This is a genomic window from Streptomyces ferrugineus, from assembly GCF_015160855.1.
GTDB classification, from domain to species: domain Bacteria; phylum Actinomycetota; class Actinomycetes; order Streptomycetales; family Streptomycetaceae; genus Streptomyces; species Streptomyces ferrugineus.
The window spans coordinates 6,245,742-6,265,526 of the sequence record NZ_CP063373.1 but is presented as its reverse complement, the minus strand read 5'-3'; the positions used below and the strand labels follow the sequence as shown (position 1 = coordinate 6,265,526).

Below are 19,785 nucleotides of genomic sequence, written 5' to 3'. Positions count from 1 at the left end.
ACTGCCTCCCTTACCGGTCCTTGACCGCTCCGCCGCGCCACGGGGGCGGGGCCGACCTGTGGGTGTTCCTGTGCAGGACGCGCCGCACCTGGCCGCGCAGCCGGTCGTGCAGCCGGTCCGCGAGCTCCCGCGCACTGGCCTCCCGCGCATGCACGACCACGAGGGTGTTGCCCAGGCGGATCTCGGCCTCGGCCGTCCACGGCAGTTCGGCGTGGTGTGCCGCCGCCCTGGCGATCCGCACCTCGCCGTCGACGGGCGGGAGCCCCGGTCGGCCCAGGGCCGCGTCGACCTTGGCCCGGACGTACGCGCGAGCTTCCCGGTCCACGTCTCCCGCCGCCCGTACCTGGACGGCGGGGGCCCCGTGTGTGCCGGTTTCGGTGACCGTCATGTGCTTCACTCCCTGTGATCGTTCCAGGGTTCCAGCGTGCTGCGCGCACCCGCCCCGGTCACAGGGCCGTCCGACCTTCGTGGGAAGGCGCAAGGGCTCCGCACCCGGGCCCATCGGCCCTCTCCTGCGCCGCCTTCGCCGCCTACGGTGGAGAGGTGATCGCCGCCTGAGGGAGGACCGCACATGGAGATCGTCGCCTACGGTGTCCTCGCCGACGAGGAGCCGCTGCTGCGCGACGCGTTCGAGCGCGCCTTCGGCGGCCGGCACGAGCTGCGCTGTCTGAGTCTGTTCCTGGACCGGGACACCGCGCCCACCGCCGTCGGCCGCGAGGTCGTGCTCAGCGGCGTCAACGACTCCCTGGACGCCGAGGTGCTGCGGCGGCTCTCCGAGGGCGGCACGAGGATGATCGCCCAGCGCGCCACCGGCTACAACAACATCGACCTCGCCGCCGCCGAGAAGCTCGGACTGACCGTGGCCCGGGTGTCGTCCTACTCGCCGTACTCGGTCGCCGAGTTCGCCTGGGCCCTGGCCCTGGCCGTCGACCGCCGTATCGTGCGGGCGGCCCATCGCACGCGGGAGTTCGACTTCCGGCTCGACGGGCTGATGGGCCGCGACCTGCACGGCCGGACCGCCGGGGTGGTGGGCACCGGCAAGATCGGGGCGGCGTTCGCCCGGATCGCGCACGGCTTCGGGATGCGGCTGCTGGGCTGGGACATCTCCGAGAACCCCGACTGCCTGGCGCTCGGCATGGAGTACGTCGAGCGGGAGCGGCTGTTCGCCGAGGCCGACCTGGTCAGCCTGCATGTGCCGCTGCTTCCCGACACCCACCACCTCGTCGATGCCGGGGCCCTGGGCCTGATGAAGGACGACGCGATCCTGGTCAACTCCAGCCGCGGCGGCCTGATCGACACCGACGCCCTGCTGGAGACGCTGCGCGGCGGGCGGCTGGCCGGGGTGGGCCTGGACGTGTACGAGGAGGAGGCCGGGGTGTTCTTCCTGGACAAGTCGCTGGAGGTGATGACCGACGAGCGGCTGGCGAGGCTGATGACCTTCAACAACGTCCTGGTCACCTCGCACCAGGCGTACTTCACCCGGGACGCGGTGGGCCAGATCGCCGAGACCACGGTGGCGAACGTCGCGGACCACTTCGCGGGCCGCGTCGGCGACAACACCCTCGTTCGCGCATCAACGGCATGAAACAACCGATACTGGAGCCGGGGTCGTCGGGGTACTCGCCCGGGTGACCGGGGGCCGCGCGATCGGCGAGGAGGGCGTGATGGTCACGCAGCAGCTCGACGCGAAGACGGTGACCGCACTGGTCGCCGACGCCACGACCGCCCCGTCCATGCACAACGCCCAGCCGTGGCACTTCCGCTACGTCGCCGCGGAGCGACTGCTCCTGCTGCGCGCCGACCTCGAACGGGCCATGCCACGATCCGACCCCGGCAACCGGGCGCTGTCCATCGGCTGCGGCGCGGCCCTGCTGAACCTGCGCGTCGCCGCTGCCCACGCGGGCCTGACCACGGACGTCCGGCAGCTTCCCGAGCCCGGTGACCCGGCGCAGCTCGCCGCGGTCCGGCTGGCCCGCCCCGAGGAGACGGCGCGCGTCGACGACGCCCTGGCGCGGCTGTATCCCGCGATCCGGCAGCGGCACACCAGCCGCCACCCGTTCGACGAGAAGGACATCCCGGACGACGTGCGGACCACGCTGGTGGAGGTCGCGGCGGCCGAGGAGGCCGTCCTGCTGTTTCCCGGCGCCTGGCATGCCGAGACCCTGCTGGACCTGGTCCACGACGCCGAGAGCCGCGACGCCACCGAGCCCGAGGGCAGAGTGGACCTGGTCCGCTGGACCCGGCTCGGCACGGACGCGGACACCGCCGTCGACGGCGTCCCCGAGTACGCCTTCGGACCCCGCCGACGGGACGGCAAGGCGCCCTGGCGGGACTTCGCCGGCCGCCGGCCCGTGGCCGACCGCGGCTCCACCGCCTTCGAGCGACGCCCCCACCTGGCCCTGCTCAGCACGCCCGGCGACCGCCCCGCCGACTGGCTGCACGCCGGGCAGGCGCTCGAGCGGATCCTGCTCGAGGCGACCCTGGCCGGCCTGGCCACCTCCCTGACCTCCCACCCCCTGGAGAGCGACGACCTGCGCAGGCTCGCCCGTGACCCGATGGCGGGCCGGGGCCATGTGCAGATGGTGCTGCGCCTCGGCTACGGCCCACAGGGCCCGGCCACGCCACGCCGCCCGGTCCGGGACGTCCTCGACCTGGACTGACCGGCTCTCCCCGGCGCCCGGGAAGGGCGTGCCCGGGCCCAGCGGCGTGATCGGACCGATGGGCCCTTCCTTCGGGCTGTTCGGCCCTATGGGAGCCGGCGGCGTCACCGCGACGATCGGTGGGCCGACCGGACCCGCCGGACGGCGCCCGGCTGTGCACACCCCGGCACACCCGCACCTGCAAAGGGAGATTCATGCTTTCGCCCGAGTCGGCCGCCGTCGTGCGCGCCACCCTGCCCGCCGTCGGCGGCGCCCTCGACGAGATCACGGCACGCTTCTACGGCGTCATGTTCGCCGAGCAGCCCGAGCTGCTGGACGGGCTGTTCAACCGCGGCAACCAGGCCAGCGGCGAGCAGCGCCGGGCCCTGGCCGGATCCATAGCGGGCTTCGCACAGGCGCTGCTGGCCGACCCCGACGCCCGCCCGGACGCGCTGCTGGCGAGGATCGCCCACAAGCACGCCGCGCTCGGCGTCACCGAGGACCAGTACACGATCGTCCACAAGTACCTTTTCCGCGCCATCGGCGACGTACTGGGCGAGGCGGTCACCCCCGAGGTGGCCGCAGCCTGGGACGAGGTGTACTGGCTGATGGCCGGTGCCCTCATCGCCCGCGAGGCCCGCCTCTACCAGGAGGCGCAGGTCGATCCCCGCAAACCGTGGCGGCGGTGGACCGTGGTCGAGCGGCGGGAGGAAACCCCGGACGTGGCCTCCTTCCTGCTGCGCCCGGCCGACGGCACCCCCCTGCCCGCGGCCCGCGCAGGCCAGTACGTCAGCGTCCGGGTGCCCATGCCGGACGGCATCCACCAGACCCGCCAGTACAGCCTGTCCAACGCGCCCGGCGACGGGCTGCGGCGCATCACCGTCAAGCGGGTCGCGAGCGTCGCCGACGCCCCCGAGGGCGAGGTGTCCAACCAGCTCCACCGCACCGTCCGGGCCGGCGACGAACTCACCCTGTCGGCACCCTTCGGCGACGTGGTGCTCGACGACGCCGACACCCCGCTGCTGCTGGTGTCGGCGGGCATCGGCTGCACCCCGATGGTCGGCATGCTCGAACACCTCGCGGCCACCGGCGCCACCCGCACGGTGTGGGTCCTGCACGCCGACCGCTCCCCGGCCGACCACGCGCTGCGCGCCGACACGGACCGCGCCCTGGAGGAACTGCCGGGCGCCCGCGCCCAGTTCTGGTATGAGCAGAACGCGGCCGACGAACCGGGCGCCCGGGCCGGCCTGATGGACCTCGACGACGTCGACCTGCCCGCCGACTCCGACGTCTACCTGTGCGGCTCGCTGCCCTTCATGCGCGCGGTGCGCACCCAACTGCTGCGGGCCGGCATCCCCGCCCGCCACATCCGCTACGAGGTCTTCGGCCCCGACCTGTGGCTGGCCCACGCGGAGGACTGAGCCCGAGTCCCGGCCCGCACACCCCGGCCCCCGCGATCGCGGGGGCCGGGGTGTTTTTCTCAGCCTTCGGCCCGCACCCTGTCGCGCCGCGCCGGGGCCGGCGTGGTCGCCCGGCGCCGGTAGACGAGGTAAGGGCGGGCGAGGTAGCCGACGGGGGCGCTCCACACGTGGACGAGACGGGTGAACGGCCAGGCCGCGAACAGGAGGAACGCGGTCAGGGCGTGCAGTTGGAACAGCAGGGGTGCGCCGCTGATCGCCTCCGGCTGCGGCTGGAGGGTGAACAGGCCGCGGAACCAGACCGAGACGGTGGAGCGGTAGTCGTAGCCGTCGCCGAAGACGTTGTGGGCGAAGGTGGCGGTGATGCCGAGCAGCACGGTGGCGGACAGCAGCGGGAAGAGGAGCTTGTCGCTGCGGTCGGTGCCGAGCCGGATCCGCCGGGTCAGCAGACGGCGCGCGCACAGCATGCCCAGCCCCGCGACCATGGCGACGCCCGCCACCGAACCCGCCCACACGGCGGTGGTGTGGTAGGCGTGCTCGCTGATGCCGACGGCCTCGGTCCACGAGTCGGGGACGGCGAGCCCCACGACGTGCCCGGCGATCACCATGAAGGCGCCGAGGTGGAACAGCGGGCTGCCGAAGCGCAGCCAGCGGTGCTCCAGGAGCTGGCTGGTGCGGGAGGTCCAGCCGAACTGGTCCTGGCGATAGCGCCAGACGTGCCCGACGGCGAACACGGCCAGGCAGATGTAGGGGACGGCGACCCAGAGGAGGAGGTCGGCTGCGGAGGTGTTCATCAGCGGTCTTCCTGACGGTGCGTCTCGGCCGGTCGGGCGAGGGTGGGCGGGGCCTGCTCGGGCGGGACGAAGGCCCCCGGCGGCGCGAACTCGCCCGCCCCGTACGGGTCGAGGCCGACTTCCTCGTTCGGCGGGCCCTGGGCGGCCAGTTCGGCCACGGCGAGCAGATCCGCCTCGGTCGGCGGCGGCAGCAGGGTGATCAGCGCGGCGAGGACATGCCGGTAGGGGGAGTCGGCGTCGGTGAGGGCGCGGTGGATGAGTTCGAGCCCGCGCCGGTGCTGGCGCAGCGGCGCCTCGCCGCGCCCCGGTCCGGTGAGGGCGGCGAACTCGAGGACGACCGGGAGGTGGTCGGGCAGTTCGCCGCCGTCGGTGTCCCAGCCGGCGGCGCGGTAGCGCTGGGCCAGGGTGAGCAGGGCCATGCCGCGGCGGCGGGTGTCGCCGTGCAGGTAGTAGGTCAGGTACAGGCTGCTCTTGCGGCGCAGGTCGAACATCTCGACGTAGTGCCGCTCCAGCGCGTCCGTCTCCTGCCGGGTGAACCAGTCGGTGAAGGCGGCGAGTTGCCTGGCGGCGGGGGAGGGCGGCAGCGCGGCGACGCTGCTGGTGAGCACCGGCCGGGCGGCGGCGAGGTCGGCGTCCGGGTACTGCAGCAGCAGCGAGCACAGCCGCAGCAGCAGGGTGCGCGCCTCGGCCTCCTCGGGCGTGAGGCGGGCCGGGCGGCGTACGGCCGCGCGGACGCGGGTGCGGACGAGGGCGGGGATCGTCGCTGGCAGCGGGCTCACAGGGGGCCTCCGGCAGGGGTGTCGGACGTACGGCGGCGCAGGGTGGGGATGCCGAGCATGACCTTGCGGGGCTCGTCGGGGACGGAGGATTCGACCGGGCAGCGGTTCTCCATCGCGGTGAGCGCGGCGGCGTCCTCCTTGTGGGCGGCGGGGACGACGTACCGGTCGGCGTACTTGGCGACGGCGAGGAGCCGGTGCAGGTCCTCGGCCTCACGCCCGGTGAGGCCGACCGCCTCGAGCGCGGAGTCGTCGCCCTCGTGTCCGAGGGTGCGTTCGCGCATGTACGAGCGGAGCGCGGTGAGCTTCATCAGCACACCGGCGACGACGTCGGTGTCCCCGGCGGTGAACAGCTCGGCCAGGTACTCCAGCGGGATGCGCAGCCGGGTGACGGCGGCGAAGACGTGGTCGGGGTCGTCCTGGTTGCCGCCGGCCGCGTCGACGGCGTCGAGAACGGGGGAGAGCGGCGGGACGTACCAGACCATCGGCATCGTCCGGTACTCCGGGTGCAGCGGCAGCGCCACCTTGTAGCGCATGACCAGGTCGTACACCGGGGAGCGGCGGGCGGCGTCCAGCCAGTCCTCCGGGATCCCGGACTCCCTTGCCGCGGCGATGACGTCGGGGTCGTGCGGGTCGAGGAAGACACCGCGCTGGGCGTCGAGGAGGTCCGCTTCGTCCGGGGTGGCGGCCGCCTCGCCGACGCGGTCGGCGTCGTACAGCATCAACCCCAGGTAGCGCAGCCGACCCACACAGGTCTCCGAGCAGACCGTCGGCTGCCCGGCCTCGATGCGCGGGAAGCAGAAGGTGCACTTCTCGGCCTTGCCGGTGGCGTGGTTGACGTACACCTTCTTGTACGGACACGCCGTCACGCACATCCGCCAGCCCCGGCAGCGGTCCTGGTCGACGAGGACGATGCCGTCCTCGACCCGCTTGTACATCGCGCCGGACGGACAGGCGGAGACGCAGGCCGGGTTGAGGCAGTGCTCGCACAGACGGGGCAGGTGGAAGAGGAAGGTCTGCTCGAACTCGAACTTGACCTTCTGTGCCCACTCGCCGCTGAGATTGGGGTCGCCGCCGGCGTTCTCGGGCGCGCCGCCCAGGCCGTCCTCCCAGTTGGCGCCCCAGGTGATGGCGGTGGGCCGGCCGGTGAGGACCGAGCGCGGGCGGGCGACCGGGATGTCCTTCTGGGCGGGGGCGCTGACGAGGTTGTCGTAGTCGTAGGTGACCGGCTCGTAGTAGTCCTCGATGCCGGGCAGGTCGGGGTTGGAGAACAGCGACAGCAGGCGCTTGATGCGGCCCCCGGAACGCAGGACGAGGCGTCCGCGCTTGTCGAGCATCCAGCCGCCCTTCCACTGCTGCTGGTCCTCGTAGCGGCGGGGGTAGCCGACGCCGGGCTTGGTCTCCACGTTGTTGAACCAGGCGTACTCGACGCCGGTGCGGTTGGTCCACGTCTGCTTGCAGGTGACGGAGCAGGTGTGGCAGCCGATGCACTTGTCGAGGTTCATCACCATCGCGATCTGTGCCATGACGCGCATGTCAGTACTCCACTTGCTGGCTGCGGCGGCGGATGACGGTGACCTCGTCGCGCTGGTTGCCGGTCGGGCCGTAGTAGTTGAAGGCGTAGGTGAACTGGGCGTAGCCGCCCGCGAGATGGGTGGGCTTGAGCAGCAGCCGGGTGAGCGAGTTGTGGATTCCTCCCCGCTTGCCGCTGACCTCGGTCTTCGGGACGTTCACGTTGCGGTCCTGGGCGTGGTACATGTACACGGTGCCCTCGGGCATGCGGTGGGTGACCACGGCGCGGGCGGCGACGACGCCGTTGCGGTTGTAGGCCTCGATCCACTCGTTGTCCTTGACGCCGATCTTCTCGGCGTCCTCCAGGGACATCCAGATCGTGGGACCGCCGCGGGACAGGTCGAGCATGTACTTGTTGTCCTGGTAGTTCGAGTGGATGGACCACTTCGAGTGCGGGGTCAGATACCTGACCGTGACTTCGGCGCGCTCGCCGCCGAGTTCTTCGTTGCCGTAGTGCCGGGGTGTGTTCAACGGCGGCCGGTAGACCGGCAGTTGCTCACCGAGTTCGGCGATCCAGTCGTGCTGGACGAAGAAGTGCTGCCGGCCGGTGAGGGTGTGCCAGGGCTTGAGGTGCTCGGTGTTGATGACGAACGGCGAGTAGCGGCGCCCGCCCGTCTCCGAGCCCGACCACTCGTAGGAGGTCATCACCGAGCGCGGCTGGGTGCGGGTGTCGGCGAAGGTGATCCGCTCGGCCTCCCGCTCGGCGGCCAGGTCCACCAGCCCCTCGCTGCCGGTCCTGCGCTCCATCTCGCGGAAGCCCTCGGTGGCCAGACGGCCGTTGGTGGTGCCGGACAGGGCGAGGATCGCCTCGCACATGTCGGAGGCGGTGGCCAGGGAGGGGCGCCCGGCGGCGACTCCGTCCCTGACGGTGCCGTTGCGGCGCCGGAGGTCATCGATCTCCGGGCCCACCTGGACCGAGACACCCTTGGTGGTGGTGCCCAGGGTGTCCAGCAGAGGGCCGACGGCGCGCATCTTCTGCGCGATCGCGGCGTAGTCCCGCTCGATGACGGCCAGCTTCGGCATGGTCCGGCCCGGAACCGGTTCGCACGCGCCGTCCTTCCAGTCCCGTACGACCCCGCCGGGCTGGGCGAGTTCGTCGGGGGTGTCGTGCAGCAGCGGCACGGCCAGGACGTCGGTGCGGGTGCCCAGGTGCTCGGCGGCCAGTTCGCTGAACCGGTCGGCGATGGTCAGGAAGGTGTCGTAGTCGGTGCGCGCCTGCCAGGGCGGGGCGATGGCCGGGGTGAAGGCGTGCACGAAGGGGTGCATGTCCGTGCTGGACAGGTCGTCCTTCTCGTACCAGGTCGCCGCCGGCAGGACCACGTCAGCCATCAGACCGGTCGAGGTCATCCGGAAGTCCATGCAGACCAGCAGGTCGAGCTTGCCCTCGGGCGCCTCCTCCCGCCACACCACGTCCTTGGGGCGCCCCTGCGGCGGTGTCTCCTCCGAGCGGACCGCCGCGTCCGTGCCCAGCAGATGGCGCAGGAAGTACTCGTTGCCCTTGCCGGACGAGCCCAGCAGGTTCGCCCGCCACACGGTCAGCACGCGCGGGAAGTTGGCCGGGTCGTCCGGGTCCTCGACGGCGAACCGCAGCCGCCCCGACTTCAGCTCGTCGACGACGTGCTCGGCGACCTGCTTGCCCTGGGCCCGCGCCTCGTCCGTCAGATCCAGCGGGTTGCGGTTGAAGCCGGGGTGGCCGGGCGTCCAGCCCAGCCGCACGGCCTGGGCGAGGCAGTCGGCGAACCCCTTGCCCGCGAACCGCCCCTCCCCGAGCGGGGACGCCAGCTCGTCGGGCCCGAACGCCTCGTAGCGCCACTGGTCCGAGTTCAGGTACCAGTAAGAGGTGCCCGCCATGTGCCGGGTGGGCCGCTGCCAGTCGAACGCGAACGACAGGTGCTGCTGACCGGTGACCGGGCGGACCTTCTCCTGGCCGACGTAGTGCGCCCAACCGCCGCCGTTGACACCCTGGCAGCCGGTCATCGTCACCAGGGCGAGGAAGGCACGGTAGATGGTGTCCGAGTGGAACCAGTGGTTGGTGCCGGCGCCCAGCGCGATCATCGAACGGCCCCGGGTCTGCTCGGCGTTGCGGGCGAACTCCCGGGCGATGCGGGCCGCCTGCGCGGCCGGCACCGAGGTGATCGTCTCCTGCCAGGCGGGGGTGCAGGGCTCCGACGCGTCCTCGTACGACGACGGCCAACTGCCCGGCAGACCCGGCCGCCGCACTCCGTACTGCGCCAGCATCAGATCGAACACCGTGGTGACGAGCCGCCCGCCGATCCTGCGCACCGGGACCCCGCGCACCATGACCGAGCCGCCCTCCGTGCCGCCCTCGTCGAAGCGGGGCAGCGCCACGGCCACGGTCTCCTCCGCACGGTCGAACAGGCTCAACTCGGGCACGACGCCGCCCAGGTCGAGGTTCCAGCGGCCGGGCTCGGCCTCCCCCCAGCGGAAGCCGAGCGAGCCGTTCGGCACCACCGGTTCGCCGGTGGCCGAGTCGAGAAGCACCGTCTTGGACTCGGCGTGCTCCGTGTCGCGTCCGAGGTCGGCGGCGGTCAGGAACCCGTCCGGGACGAGGCCGCTCCCGGCGCGCTCGCGCAGGCTCACCAGGAACGGGGCGTCGGTGAACCTGCGCAGGTAGTCCTGGAAGTACGGCACTTCGCGCTCGACGAGGAACTCGCGCAGGATCACATGCCCCATCGCCATCGCCAGCGCCCCGTCGGTGCCGGGGTGCGGGGCGAGCCACTCGTCGGCGTGCTTGACGTTGTCGGCGTAGTCGGGGCTGACCGCGACGACCTTGGTGCCGTTGTAGCGGGTCTCGGTGAGGAAGTGGGCGTCGGGCGTGCGGGTAACGGGGATGTTGGAGCCCCACATGATCAGATAGCCCGCGTTCCACCAGTCCGCGGCCTCGGGGACGTCCGTCTGGTCGCCGAACACCTGCGGTGAGGCGATCGGCAGATCGGCATACCAGTCGTAGAACGACAGCAGGGTGCCGCCGATCAGCGAGTGAAAGCGCGCCCCGGCCGCGAACGACGCCATCGACATCGCCGGGATCGGCGAGAAGCCCGCGACGCGGTCGGGGCCGTACGCCTTGACGGTGTGCACCTGGGCGGCGGCGATCAGCTCGCTGACCTCGTCCCAGTCGGCGCGCACCAGACCGCCCTTGCCGCGGGCCCGCTTGTAGGCCCGCGCCTTGGCCGGATCGGACGTGATCTCGGCCCAGGCGGCCACCGGGTCGCCCAGCCGCCTGCGGGCCTCGCGCCACAGCTTCAGCAGCGCGCCCCGCACATAGGGGTAGCGGACCCGGCTGGGGGAGTAGGTGTACCAGGAGAAGGACGCCCCGCGCGGGCAGCCCCGCGGTTCGTACTCCGGGCAGTCCGCGCCGATCGACGGGTAGTCGGTGGCCTGGTGCTCCCACGTGATGATGCCGTCCTTGACGTACACCATCCACGAGCAGGAACCGGTGCAGTTCACACCGTGCGTGGAGCGCACCACCTTGTCGTGCGCCCACCGGTCCCGGTAGAAGCCCTCCCACTTGCCGTCGTTCGCGCCGAACACCGCGCGCCCGTCGGCCGAGATCTCACGGCGGGTGAGCAGGCGCCGGGCGGCCAGCGGCCAGGCGTGCGCGGCGCCCGACAGTCCCTGTCGTGCGTTGTCGTCGTTCTCCATGGTTGAGAACGCTAGGTTTCGGCCGCCGGTGGGGCCTTGGGCCGAACGGCCCTGCCGGTGCGTCCTTCCGGCCTGTCCTCGTCCGCGTCGCCGGGACCCAGGGCCCGGTGGCGGCCGTCGGACGGCTGTTGCCGGGCCACGCCTGCCGCGACGAGGGACTTCTGGCCCCCGCACAAGGGCCCACCGGCCGCCGCGCCGCCCCCGCCCCTTGCCCCAGGCTGACCAGTGACCGATCCGGAGGTAACCCGTGTACGACCGCACCGAGCACCCGCGCGGCTGTCTCCATCCCCGTCCCCCGTCGCGGGTGCCGTGCACGGGCCGGTTCCGTCACCGTCCGGCCGCCCGTCGCATCTGCCCTGTCTCCCGGGCGGCCGGACGCACGCCGCGCACCCAGGTGGGGCGGAGGGCGGGCCGGTGAGCGGCACCCGAGCCATCCGCCGACAGCGTCAGGACGTGGCCGAGCGGCCGTTCATCGTCATCTGGGAGTCCACCCGGGCCTGTCCGCTGGCCTGTCTGCACTGCCGCGCCGAGGCCGTGCCGGACCGCGACCCGAGGGAGCTGGACACCGCCGCGGCCAAGGACCTGATGCGTCAGGTCGCCGCGTTCGGGCAGCCCGCCCCGCTGTTCGTGATCACCGGCGGCGATCCGTTCCAGCGCCCCGACCTGACGGAACTCATCGCCCACGGGGCGGAGGCGGGCGTCCGCGTCGCCGTCTCCCCCTCCGGCACCCCCACCCTCACTCCGCTCCGGCTGCGGGAGATCCACGCGGCGGGCGCGGTCGGGCTCTCGCTCAGCCTGGACGGCTCCACCGCCGAACTGCACGACGGGTTCCGCGGTGTGCCAGGCGTCTACCGCTGGACCCTGGACGCCTGGGACGCCGCCCGTGCCCTGGGCATGAAGGTGCAGATCAACACCACGGTCGCCCGCCACAACCTGCACGACCTGCCGGACGTCGTCCGTCTCGTCCGCGACCACGGGGCGATGCTGTGGAGCGCGTTCTTCCTGGTGCCCACCGGACGGGGCCGCGGGCTCGGCGTCCTCACGCCCGCCGAGACGGAGGACGTCCTGAACTTCGTCTACGACGTGGGTCTGACCGTGCCCGCCAAGACCACCGAGGCCCACCACTTCCGCCGCGTCGCGCTGCAGCGCCGGATCCTCTCCGACACCGGCGACGACCCCGTGACGGTCCTGCGTCTCGGGCCGCTCTACCGGGAGTTGCGCGAGCGCGCCGCCGATTTGGGCCTCGACTCCGGCGGCCGGCGCGCCCGACGGCCACCGCTGGACGTCAACGCGGGACGGGGCTTCGTCTTCGTCTCCCACACCGGCACCGTGCACCCCAGCGGCTTCCTGCCGCTCGGCGCGGGCAACGTCCGCGAGACGCCGCTCACCGACATCTACCGCGACGCCGGCCTGTTCACCGGCCTGCGGGACGCCGACCGCCTCGGCGGCCGGTGCGGGCGGTGCGAGTTCCGCCGCGTCTGTGGCGGCTCCCGGTCCCGCGCCTACGGCGTCACCGGCGACCCGTACGCCGAGGAGCCGTGGTGCGGCTACCGGCCCGGTTCCTTCCCCTATCCCGGTGAACTGGAGGCGCTGCTGGGCAGCGGCGTTCCGGCGCACCCGCGAGGAGCACAGTGAACATCGAGCAGGACGGCCGCGAGCCCACCGGCGGCCGGTACCCCAGCAGGTTCCGGCGGTCCGGACTGAAGGCCCGCCATCTGCACGCCCACATCGTGGTGGTGGCATGGCTGGCTCTGGCGCTGGCGGCGGCCACCGCCCAGCAGACGCTTCCGGTGGCCCGCTGGCTGGCGATCCACCTGTTCCTGCTCGGCGCCGCCACCACCGCCATCGTGGTCTGGAGCGAGCACTTCGCCGTCGCCCTGCTGCACGCCAGGCTCCCCGACGAGCGGTGGAGCGACGCCCGGCTGGCCGGGGTCAACCTCGCGGTGGCGGGGGTGCTGATCGGGGTGTGGGCGGACCGGCCGGTGCTGACCGGCGCCGCGTGCGCACTGCTGGTCACGGCGGTCGCCGCCCACCTGGTGGTGCTGGTGCGGATGGGCCGGGGCGCCCTCGGCGGGAGACTCGCCCCGGTCGTCGGCTTCTACCGGGCCGCCGCGGTGGCGCTGATCGTCGGCGCGGCACTGGGCGGGCTGCTGGCCACCGGCCATGCCGGTGCGCGGAATTACACCGGACTGCGGCTGGCGCACGTCCACGTGACCCTGCTCGGCTGGATCGGCCTGCCGGTGCTGGGCACCCTGTTCATGCTGTGGCCCACCGTGCTGGGCGTACGCATGGCCGAGCGCACCACGAAGGTGGCGCCCTGGGCGCTCGCCCTGACCGGGGGCGGCCTGCTGACGACGGTCGTCGCCCTGGCCGCCGGGTGGCGCTGGGCCGCCGTGGCCGGAGTCGGGCTGTACGTCGCCGGGGTGGGCGTCGCGGTGGAACTGTTCGCCCGGACGGTGCGCCGGCGCAGCCCGGTCTCGGCGGCGGCCGCCTGGATGCTGGGCGCGGCCGCCGGCTGGCTCCTGGCCGGGACGGTGGCGGACGGGGCGATCCTGGCGGCCCGTCAGCCCGCCGAGGCCCAGGAGGGGGTCGGGTCCCTGGTTCCGGTGCTGCTGGTCGGGTTCGTCGCGCAGGTCCTCATCGGGGCCCTGACCTATCTGCTGCCGGTCGTGCTCGCCAGTGGCCCGAAGGAACGGGCCGCGCTGCGGGCGGTGCTGGAGCGGGGCTGGGCGGTCCGGGTGGTCACCCTCAACGCCGGTGTCGCACTGCTGGCGCTGCCGCTCCCCGACCCCGCCGGCGCGGCGGGCATGGTGTCGGCCGCAGCCGCCGGAGCGGCGTTCCTCGTGCTGACCGCGTCCGTGCTCGTACGCGGCGCCCACCGCGCGGGCGAGGGCGGCTCCTCCCGGCGGCCGGTCCTGCTGGGTACCGCGGCCGGAGCCGTGCTGACCGTGCTGGCCGTACTCGTCGCGAACAGCGGCGGGGACACGAGCGGCCCGGCCGTCGCCGCCGACGCGGGCAGCGGTGGCTCCAGCGCCGCGCGCACCGTCGACGTCACCCTGTCCGGCATGCGCGTCCGGCCGAGCCGGATCGAGGTGACCCGCGGCACGACCCTGCGGCTCGAGGTCACCAACAAGGACGCGCAACGCCACGACCTCAAGGTCGAGGACGGTCCGGCCACCCCGCTGCTGGCCCGGGGCGACGACCACACCCTCGACCTCGGCCCGGTCACCGAGGACCGCGAGGCATGGTGCACCCTCCCCGGGCACCGCGCCGCCGGGATGACCCTGGACATCGTCGTCAAGGGCAGCACCGGCGAGGACGCCGATGCCCACGACGGACACGCGTCCCTCGCCGACAGCGCCGGCCTCGACCTCTCCGGCGAGTTCTCCGGTGGATGGCGGCCCCGCGACGCCGACCTGGCCCCCGCCCCCGGCGGCACCGTCCACAAGGCCGAACTGCGCGCCGCCCACACCACCGTCGAGGTCGCCCCCGGCGTCAGGCAGCAGATGTGGACCTTCGGCGGCACCGCTCCCGGCCCCACCCTGCGCGGCAAGGTCGGCGACGTCTTCGAGATCACGTTGGTCAACGACGACCAGGGCATGGGCCACGGCATCGACTTCCACGCCGGCTCCCTCGCCCCCGACCGGCCGATGCGCACCATCCAGCCCGGCGAACGCCTCGTCTACCGGTTCCGCGCGGAGCGGGCCGGGGCGTGGCTGTACCACTGCAGCACCGCACCCATGCTCCAGCACATCGGCAACGGCATGTACGGAGCCGTCGTCATCGACCCGCCCGGCCTGAAGCAGGTGGACCGCGAGTACGTCCTGGTCTCCTCCGAGCTCTATCTGGGCACCCCGGGCAGCACCGCCCAGGTGACCAAGATGCGCGAGGGCACCCCCGACGCCTGGGCCTTCAACGGCGTCGCCGCCCAGTACGCCAAGCGGCCACTGACCGCGAAGGCGGGCGAGCGGGCCCGCTTCTGGGTGGTCGCCGCCGGCCCGGGCGACGGCATCGCCTTCCACGTCGTCGGCACCGTCTTCGACACCGTGTACAAGGAGGGCGCCCACCTGCTGAAACCGGATCAGCCGGGCGGCGCGCAGGTCCTCGACCTGGCACCCGCGCAGGGCGGCTTCGTCGAGACGACGTTCCCGGAGCCCGGCCACTACTCCTTCGTCGACCACGACATGCGCCACGCCGAGTCCGGCGCGCACGGCACCGTGGAGGTGAGCGAGTAGTGGACACCGTGGGCCTGTGGTCCCTCGTGCGGTTCGCCCATGTGGCCGGCGCCGCCCTGTGGGTGGGCGGGCAACTGGCCCTGTCCCTGGTGATCCTGCCGCTGGCCCGCCGCATGCTCGAGCCGGAGGCCAGAGACCGCTTCACCGCCCGGGCCGGCCGCCGCTTCGGGATCCTGACCGGCGCGGTGTTCCTGCCGGTGCAGCTCGCCACCGGCTGGGCCATGGCCTGGCACAAGGGCGTCACCTGGGCCTCGCTGGCCGAACCCGGCTACGGCCGCACCCTGGCGACCAAACTCGCCCTGTTCGTGCTCGTGATGCTCGCCGCGGCGGGACACGGCATCGCCCACTCCAAGGGCCGCACCGAAATGGCTCGCACCCTGGCGGTCGTGTCCCTGGTCGGCTCGCTGGGCGTCGTCCTGCTCGCCACCGCCCTGCCCGCGACATGACCCGCGAACACCCGGACGAAACAGGAGACATCGTGCGCACCCCGGTCCTGGACGCGGCCGCTGTGGAGACACTGCTGGCAGCGGCCGTAGCCGCCCCGTCGATCCACAACACCCAGCCCTGGCGTTTCCGTATGGACCCCGACACCTGGACGCTGGAGATCCGTACGGCGCCGGAGCGGTCATTGCCGCTGACCGACCCCGAGGGACGCGCCCAGCATGTCTCGGTGGGTGCCGCGGTGTTCAACCTGCGCCTCGCCGCGGCCCGTCTGGGCCGACGCCCGCAGGTACGGCTGCTGCCCGACCCGGGCAGGCCCGAACTGCTCGCCACCCTTCACCTGACCGGTCCGGCCGTGCCGGACACCGACCACGCGCGGGAGCCGGACCTCTACGGTGCGATCGCGCGACGGCACACCAGCAGGCTGCCGTTCACCGGCCGCCCGGTGCCCGAGCCGGTCGTGGCCGCGATGACCGGGGCCGCGCACACCGAGGGCGCGCGGATGCAGGTGCCCGACATCATCGAAACCCGGCGACTGCTGCGTCTGACCGCCGTGGCCGAGACGCGCAACCACGCCCACCCGGCGCGCACCGCGGAAACCCGCACCTGGATCAACGCCCCGGCGGCGCACAGTCCGTACGGCATCCCGCTCGCCGCCCTCGGCCCGCCGGACGCGGCCGGCCGGATGCCGGTGCGCGACTTCACCGGCCCGCTGCCGGCGCCGCGGCTGCCGGCCCTCCGCTTCGAGCGTCACGCCCAGGTGGGCCTGCTGTGGACCGCGCACGACCGGCCGGAGGACTGGCTGCGCGCGGGCCAGGCCCTGCAACGCGTGCTGCTGACCGCGACCGCGCACGGGGTGCGCACCTCGATGCTGCACCAGGCCATGGAGTGGCCGGACCTGCGGGCGGCGATGAGCGGACCGAGGCGTCGGTGCCGCCCCCAGCTGCTGATCCGATTCGGCTACGGTCCCGACGGCGGCCGCACTCCGCGCGCCTCCGGAGAGGCGGCCACGACCTGAGTCCGCCGGGTCCGTGCGCCGTTTCAGTTCCGCGTGCCGATGATCTCCCGGCCGGTGACCAGCTCGGGCTCGATGCGGACGAAGACGCCGTCCTCGGCGACCACCCAGGAGCTCGGGCCGTGCCGGGACAGCCGTTCGTGTTCGGCGGGGTCCGTCACCACCGTGGCCCGGCCGGTGACGACCACGCTCCACCCCGAGCACCGGACGGCATCGAAGTCGTCCGCCTCGAAGGCGACCACGGACCCGTCGGTCGCACGGACGAGGTCCGAGGACGCCGTGCTGCGCAGCAGCACGGCGGAGTCCGTGTCCAGCGAGAAGTTGACGGGCAGGACCGCGGGCAGTGCCTGCCGGGTGTACACGATGCGGCCGACCGGCACCTTGGCCAGCAGGCGCAGACACTCCTGCCGGTCAAGTGCGCGAAAGCCGTCGTTGTGGAACATCAGTCCATGTTCCCCTGGACGGCCGGGGCCGGGTTAGGGCCGGACGGCCCTCATACGGGGACCCGCCGGGGGAAGGCGGGGGCCTGCTGGGCCGGGTGATCAGGACTGTCGGCCCACGCCGCGCGGCCGCCGAGGTGCGGATAGTGGCAGCAGGTCACTGGCACGCCATGGGCGACCAGAGGACCCGCGGCCCTGGGCCCACCTCCAGGGCCGCACCTACTCCCAGCATGGAAGGGACGGGCGGCATGCTTCAGCCGTCGAGAAACCACAGCGGCGCACCGGTGGCGTCCGTGTCCGGGCGGGCCTGGCTGATGTTGACGCTGGCCACGGTCGGCTTCGCCCTCAACTTCTGGGCCTGGGCGCTGCTCAGCCCCCTCGGCCCCAGGTTCAAGGACAGCCTGGACCTGAGCTCGTTCCAGCAGTCCCTGCTGGTGGCGGTGCCGGTGGTCGTCGGCTCGCTGGGCCGGATCCCGGTCGGGGCGCTGACCGACCGGTTCGGCGGCCGGGTGATGTTCCCGCTCGTCTCGGCCGCCACCATCGTGCCCGTCCTCTACCTCGGCCTGGCCGGTCACTCCTCGCTGGCGGCGCTGCTGGCCGGCGGCTTCTTCCTCGGCATCGGGGGCACCGCGTTCGCGGTCGGCGTGCCCTTCGTCAGCGCCTGGTTCCCGCCCGAGCGGCGAGGTCTGGCGATCGGGATCTTCGGCGCCGGCATGGGCGGCACTGCGATCAGCGCCCTGACCACGGTCAAGCTGGTCGACGCCCATGGCATGGCCAACCCGTTCCTGATCACCGCCGCCGTCCTGGCCGCGTACGCGGTCGTGGCCGCGCTCGTCCTGCGTGACGCGCCCGGCCGCCAGGTGCCCACCGAGCCGCTGGCCCACCGGCTGACCGCCACCCTGCGCCTCGGCGTCACCTGGCAGGCGTCCGCGCTCTACGCGGTGGCCTTCGGCGGCTACGTCGCCTTCTCGGTCTACCTGCCCACCTACCTCAAGACCGGCTACGGCCTCACCCAGGCCGACGCGGCCAACCGCATGGCCGGCTTCGTGCTGCTCGCGGTGGCCATGCGGCCGGTCGGCGGCTGGCTGTCGGACCGCATCGGGCCGGTCCGGGTGCTCACCGGATCGCTGGGCGTGGTGCTCGCGGGGGCGTTCGCGCAGTCCTTCACCCCGTCCCTGGCACCGGTCGGCACCATCGCCTGCCTCGCCATGGCCGGCGCGCTCGGCGCGGGCAGCGGAGCCGTGTTCGCCCTGGTGGCCCTGCTGGCCCCGGCCGACAAGGTCGGCTCCGTCACCGGCGTCGTCGGCGCCGCCGGCGGACTGGGCGGGTTCGTCCCGCCGCTGGTGATGGGCTCGCTGTACGGCGCGTACGGCAGCTACGCGATCGGCCTGGCCCTGCTGGCCGTCGTCGCGGCCGCGGCCCTGGCCTTCACCGGCACCGGCGTACGCCACGCGGTCACCCGCACCCGCCGCGTCCTCGCCACCCAACCGCACTGACCAGGCAAGGAGAGTCCCGCGATGTGCGAGTACTGCGGCTGCCAGGCGCTGGAAACGATCGACGAGCTGACCATGGAGCACGAGAGGGTCGTCCACCTCATCAGCCACGTCCGCGACGCCCACCGCGACGGCGAGGTCACACGCATGGCGCAGCTGGCCCGGGAGATCGCCGCCGTCCTCGGCCCGCACACCCAGGTCGAGGAGCAGGGCCTGTTCCCGGTGATGGCCGCCGAGTTCCCCGAGAAGATCGCCGCACTGGAGGCCGAGCACCGCAGGATCGAGGCCGTGCTGGCCGAGGCCGACGGACCGTTCCTGGCCGATCCCACCTGGCCCGGCCGGCTGATCGAGACGCTCGGCCTGCTGCGCGAGCACATCCTCAAGGAGCAGGACGGCGTCTTCCCCGCCGCACTGGCCCTGCTGGACCCCGAACAGTGGGAGGCCGTCGAGGCGGTCCGCGCCCGCGCCGGCAACCGGCTGCCGCAGCCCTCGCCGTGACCTGGCGTCCCGGGCGGAGGGCGGGCCTGCGGCACCGGGGGCACCGCGTTCGCGGTCGGCGTGTCCTGGCCGGCGGGCGCGCCTGACTCAATGACCACTCGGCGGTAGCCGGTGCGAAAAGGACACCCGGCCCCTGATGCAGGCCATCGGGGGCCTCGCGCCACGAGGGCCGCGTCCTCGCCGTGTTCCTCAGGTCGCGCCGTCCGCCGCGACGAGTCTGATGCCGGTGACCAGATCGGGGTGGATCCGTACGACCTGGTCCATGTGCTGGTCCGACCAGGTGTGGAGCATCGTCTGGTAACGGGCCACCTGTGCCGGGTCGGTGACCAGCCGGCAGTAGCCGGTGGCGACGACGCTCCAGCCGAGGCGGGATTCGATGTCGATGTCGTCGGCCTCGTAGGCGACGACGATCCCCTGCGGACCGCCCTGCTGGGCGGACGAGACCAGCGCGGCGCCCTCGTGGGTGCGGATGATGATGTCCCCGGCGTCGAGGACGTGGTTGACCGGGCGGGCGGTGGGCAGCGCGTGCCGGGTGAAGATGATCCGCCCGATGGGGATGCTGCCGAGCAGCCGCAGCGCCTCGTCCGGGGCCAGCTCGATGGTGCGACGTGGCGCGGGCGCAGTCGAGACCGGCCATGGGTTGTCGGACCGGCTCGCGGTGGGGCGGCGTGGCTGGTGCGCCATCGATGGTGTCCTTCTCGCACGCGGTACCTGCCCGCCGCACGGGGGCTGCCGGCAGGTCTGATGGCCTCCATGGAAAGCGCGTCGAAGGCTCCTTGCCAGGGCCGTTCGGCCCTTGTT

Annotated in this window: 16 protein-coding genes; 9 read left to right on the top strand and 7 right to left on the bottom strand. The window is 73.1% G+C overall.

The genetic code is table 11. The features are described from left to right. Positions 1 to 10: 10 nt before the first annotated feature. Positions 11 to 388, bottom strand: a complete 378-nt coding sequence (locus IM697_RS28295) for a hypothetical protein (RefSeq protein WP_194038928.1) — start codon at positions 386 to 388, stop codon at positions 11 to 13. 183 nt (positions 389 to 571) lie between these two features. Between IM697_RS28295 and IM697_RS28290 the strand changes: the two genes are divergently transcribed. From IM697_RS28290 to IM697_RS28280, 3 genes are all read left to right on the top strand, one after another. Beyond that, positions 572 to 1,585 carry a 2-hydroxyacid dehydrogenase gene (locus IM697_RS28290; protein ID WP_194038927.1) on the top strand — a complete coding sequence of 338 codons (1,014 nt, stop codon included), beginning with the start codon at positions 572 to 574 and terminating at the stop codon, positions 1,583 to 1,585. A 79-nt stretch (positions 1,586 to 1,664) separates the two neighbouring features. Next, positions 1,665 to 2,660 (top strand): Acg family FMN-binding oxidoreductase, encoded by a 996-nt coding sequence (locus IM697_RS28285; RefSeq protein WP_194038926.1) that lies wholly within the window; start codon positions 1,665 to 1,667, stop codon positions 2,658 to 2,660. A gap of 194 nt (positions 2,661 to 2,854) precedes the next feature. Further along, entirely contained in the window at positions 2,855 to 4,060 is a 1,206-nt protein-coding gene (locus IM697_RS28280) for a globin domain-containing protein (protein ID WP_194038925.1), read from the top strand. 59 nt (positions 4,061 to 4,119) lie between these two features. Here IM697_RS28280 and narI read toward each other — a convergent pair whose 3' ends face one another. Genes narI through IM697_RS28260 form a run of 4 tightly spaced genes read right to left on the bottom strand, consistent with a single transcriptional unit; the run spans position 4,120 to position 10,862 of the window. Then, on the bottom strand, positions 4,120 to 4,851 hold the full coding sequence (gene narI, locus IM697_RS28275; RefSeq protein ID WP_194038924.1) for a respiratory nitrate reductase subunit gamma: 732 nt from the start codon (positions 4,849 to 4,851) through the stop codon (positions 4,120 to 4,122). Continuing rightward, positions 4,851 to 5,630 carry a nitrate reductase molybdenum cofactor assembly chaperone gene (narJ, locus tag IM697_RS28270; protein ID WP_194038923.1) on the bottom strand — a complete coding sequence of 260 codons (780 nt, stop codon included), beginning with the start codon at positions 5,628 to 5,630 and terminating at the stop codon, positions 4,851 to 4,853. The genes narI and narJ overlap by 1 nt, the downstream gene beginning before the upstream one ends. Continuing rightward, the gene (gene narH, locus IM697_RS28265; RefSeq protein WP_194038922.1) at positions 5,627 to 7,162 is read right to left on the bottom strand and encodes a nitrate reductase subunit beta; all 1,536 of its coding nucleotides are present in this window, start codon (positions 7,160 to 7,162) and stop codon (positions 5,627 to 5,629) included. Before narH ends, narJ begins: the two co-directional genes overlap by 4 nt. A gap of 1 nt (position 7,163) precedes the next feature. Next, positions 7,164 to 10,862, bottom strand: coding sequence for a nitrate reductase subunit alpha (locus IM697_RS28260; RefSeq protein WP_194038921.1), 3,699 nt, complete (start codon positions 10,860 to 10,862; stop codon positions 7,164 to 7,166). A 414-nt stretch (positions 10,863 to 11,276) separates the two neighbouring features. On the opposite strand from IM697_RS28260, the gene IM697_RS28255 reads away from it, so the two are divergent. From IM697_RS28255 to IM697_RS28240, 4 genes are read left to right on the top strand one after another with little or no spacing between them, the layout of a single operon-like run. Further along, the gene (locus IM697_RS28255) at positions 11,277 to 12,497 is read left to right on the top strand and encodes a TIGR04053 family radical SAM/SPASM domain-containing protein (RefSeq protein ID WP_228044204.1); all 1,221 of its coding nucleotides are present in this window, start codon (positions 11,277 to 11,279) and stop codon (positions 12,495 to 12,497) included. Beyond that, on the top strand, positions 12,494 to 15,097 hold the full coding sequence (locus IM697_RS28250; RefSeq protein ID WP_228044203.1) for a multicopper oxidase domain-containing protein: 2,604 nt from the start codon (positions 12,494 to 12,496) through the stop codon (positions 15,095 to 15,097). Before IM697_RS28255 ends, IM697_RS28250 begins: the two co-directional genes overlap by 4 nt. Beyond that, positions 15,097 to 15,543 carry a hypothetical protein gene (locus IM697_RS28245; RefSeq protein ID WP_228044202.1) on the top strand — a complete coding sequence of 149 codons (447 nt, stop codon included), beginning with the start codon at positions 15,097 to 15,099 and terminating at the stop codon, positions 15,541 to 15,543. The genes IM697_RS28250 and IM697_RS28245 overlap by 1 nt, the downstream gene beginning before the upstream one ends. A 32-nt stretch (positions 15,544 to 15,575) precedes the next feature. Further along, positions 15,576 to 16,556, top strand: a complete 981-nt coding sequence (locus tag IM697_RS28240) for an Acg family FMN-binding oxidoreductase (protein ID WP_228044201.1) — start codon at positions 15,576 to 15,578, stop codon at positions 16,554 to 16,556. Between the two features lie 23 nt (positions 16,557 to 16,579). Here the strand turns inward: IM697_RS28240 and IM697_RS28235 are convergent, their stop codons facing one another. Next, positions 16,580 to 16,996 carry a pyridoxamine 5'-phosphate oxidase family protein gene (locus IM697_RS28235; RefSeq protein ID WP_194038919.1) on the bottom strand — a complete coding sequence of 139 codons (417 nt, stop codon included), beginning with the start codon at positions 16,994 to 16,996 and terminating at the stop codon, positions 16,580 to 16,582. Positions 16,997 to 17,241: 245 nt separating this feature from the next. Here IM697_RS28235 and IM697_RS28230 point away from each other — a divergent pair, with 245 nt between their 5' ends. Together IM697_RS28230 and IM697_RS28225 are read left to right on the top strand one after the other, a co-directional pair. Further along, the gene (locus IM697_RS28230) at positions 17,242 to 18,489 is read left to right on the top strand and encodes a nitrate/nitrite transporter (protein WP_194038918.1); all 1,248 of its coding nucleotides are present in this window, start codon (positions 17,242 to 17,244) and stop codon (positions 18,487 to 18,489) included. A gap of 21 nt (positions 18,490 to 18,510) precedes the next feature. Continuing rightward, a complete protein-coding gene (locus IM697_RS28225; protein WP_194038917.1) occupies positions 18,511 to 18,984 on the top strand; it encodes a hemerythrin domain-containing protein in 474 nt (157 codons plus the stop codon). A 189-nt stretch (positions 18,985 to 19,173) separates the two neighbouring features. On the opposite strand, the gene IM697_RS28220 is transcribed toward IM697_RS28225, so the two are convergent. Then, a complete protein-coding gene (locus tag IM697_RS28220; RefSeq protein WP_194038916.1) occupies positions 19,174 to 19,668 on the bottom strand; it encodes a pyridoxamine 5'-phosphate oxidase family protein in 495 nt (164 codons plus the stop codon). Between the last annotated feature and the right edge of the window lie 117 nt (positions 19,669 to 19,785).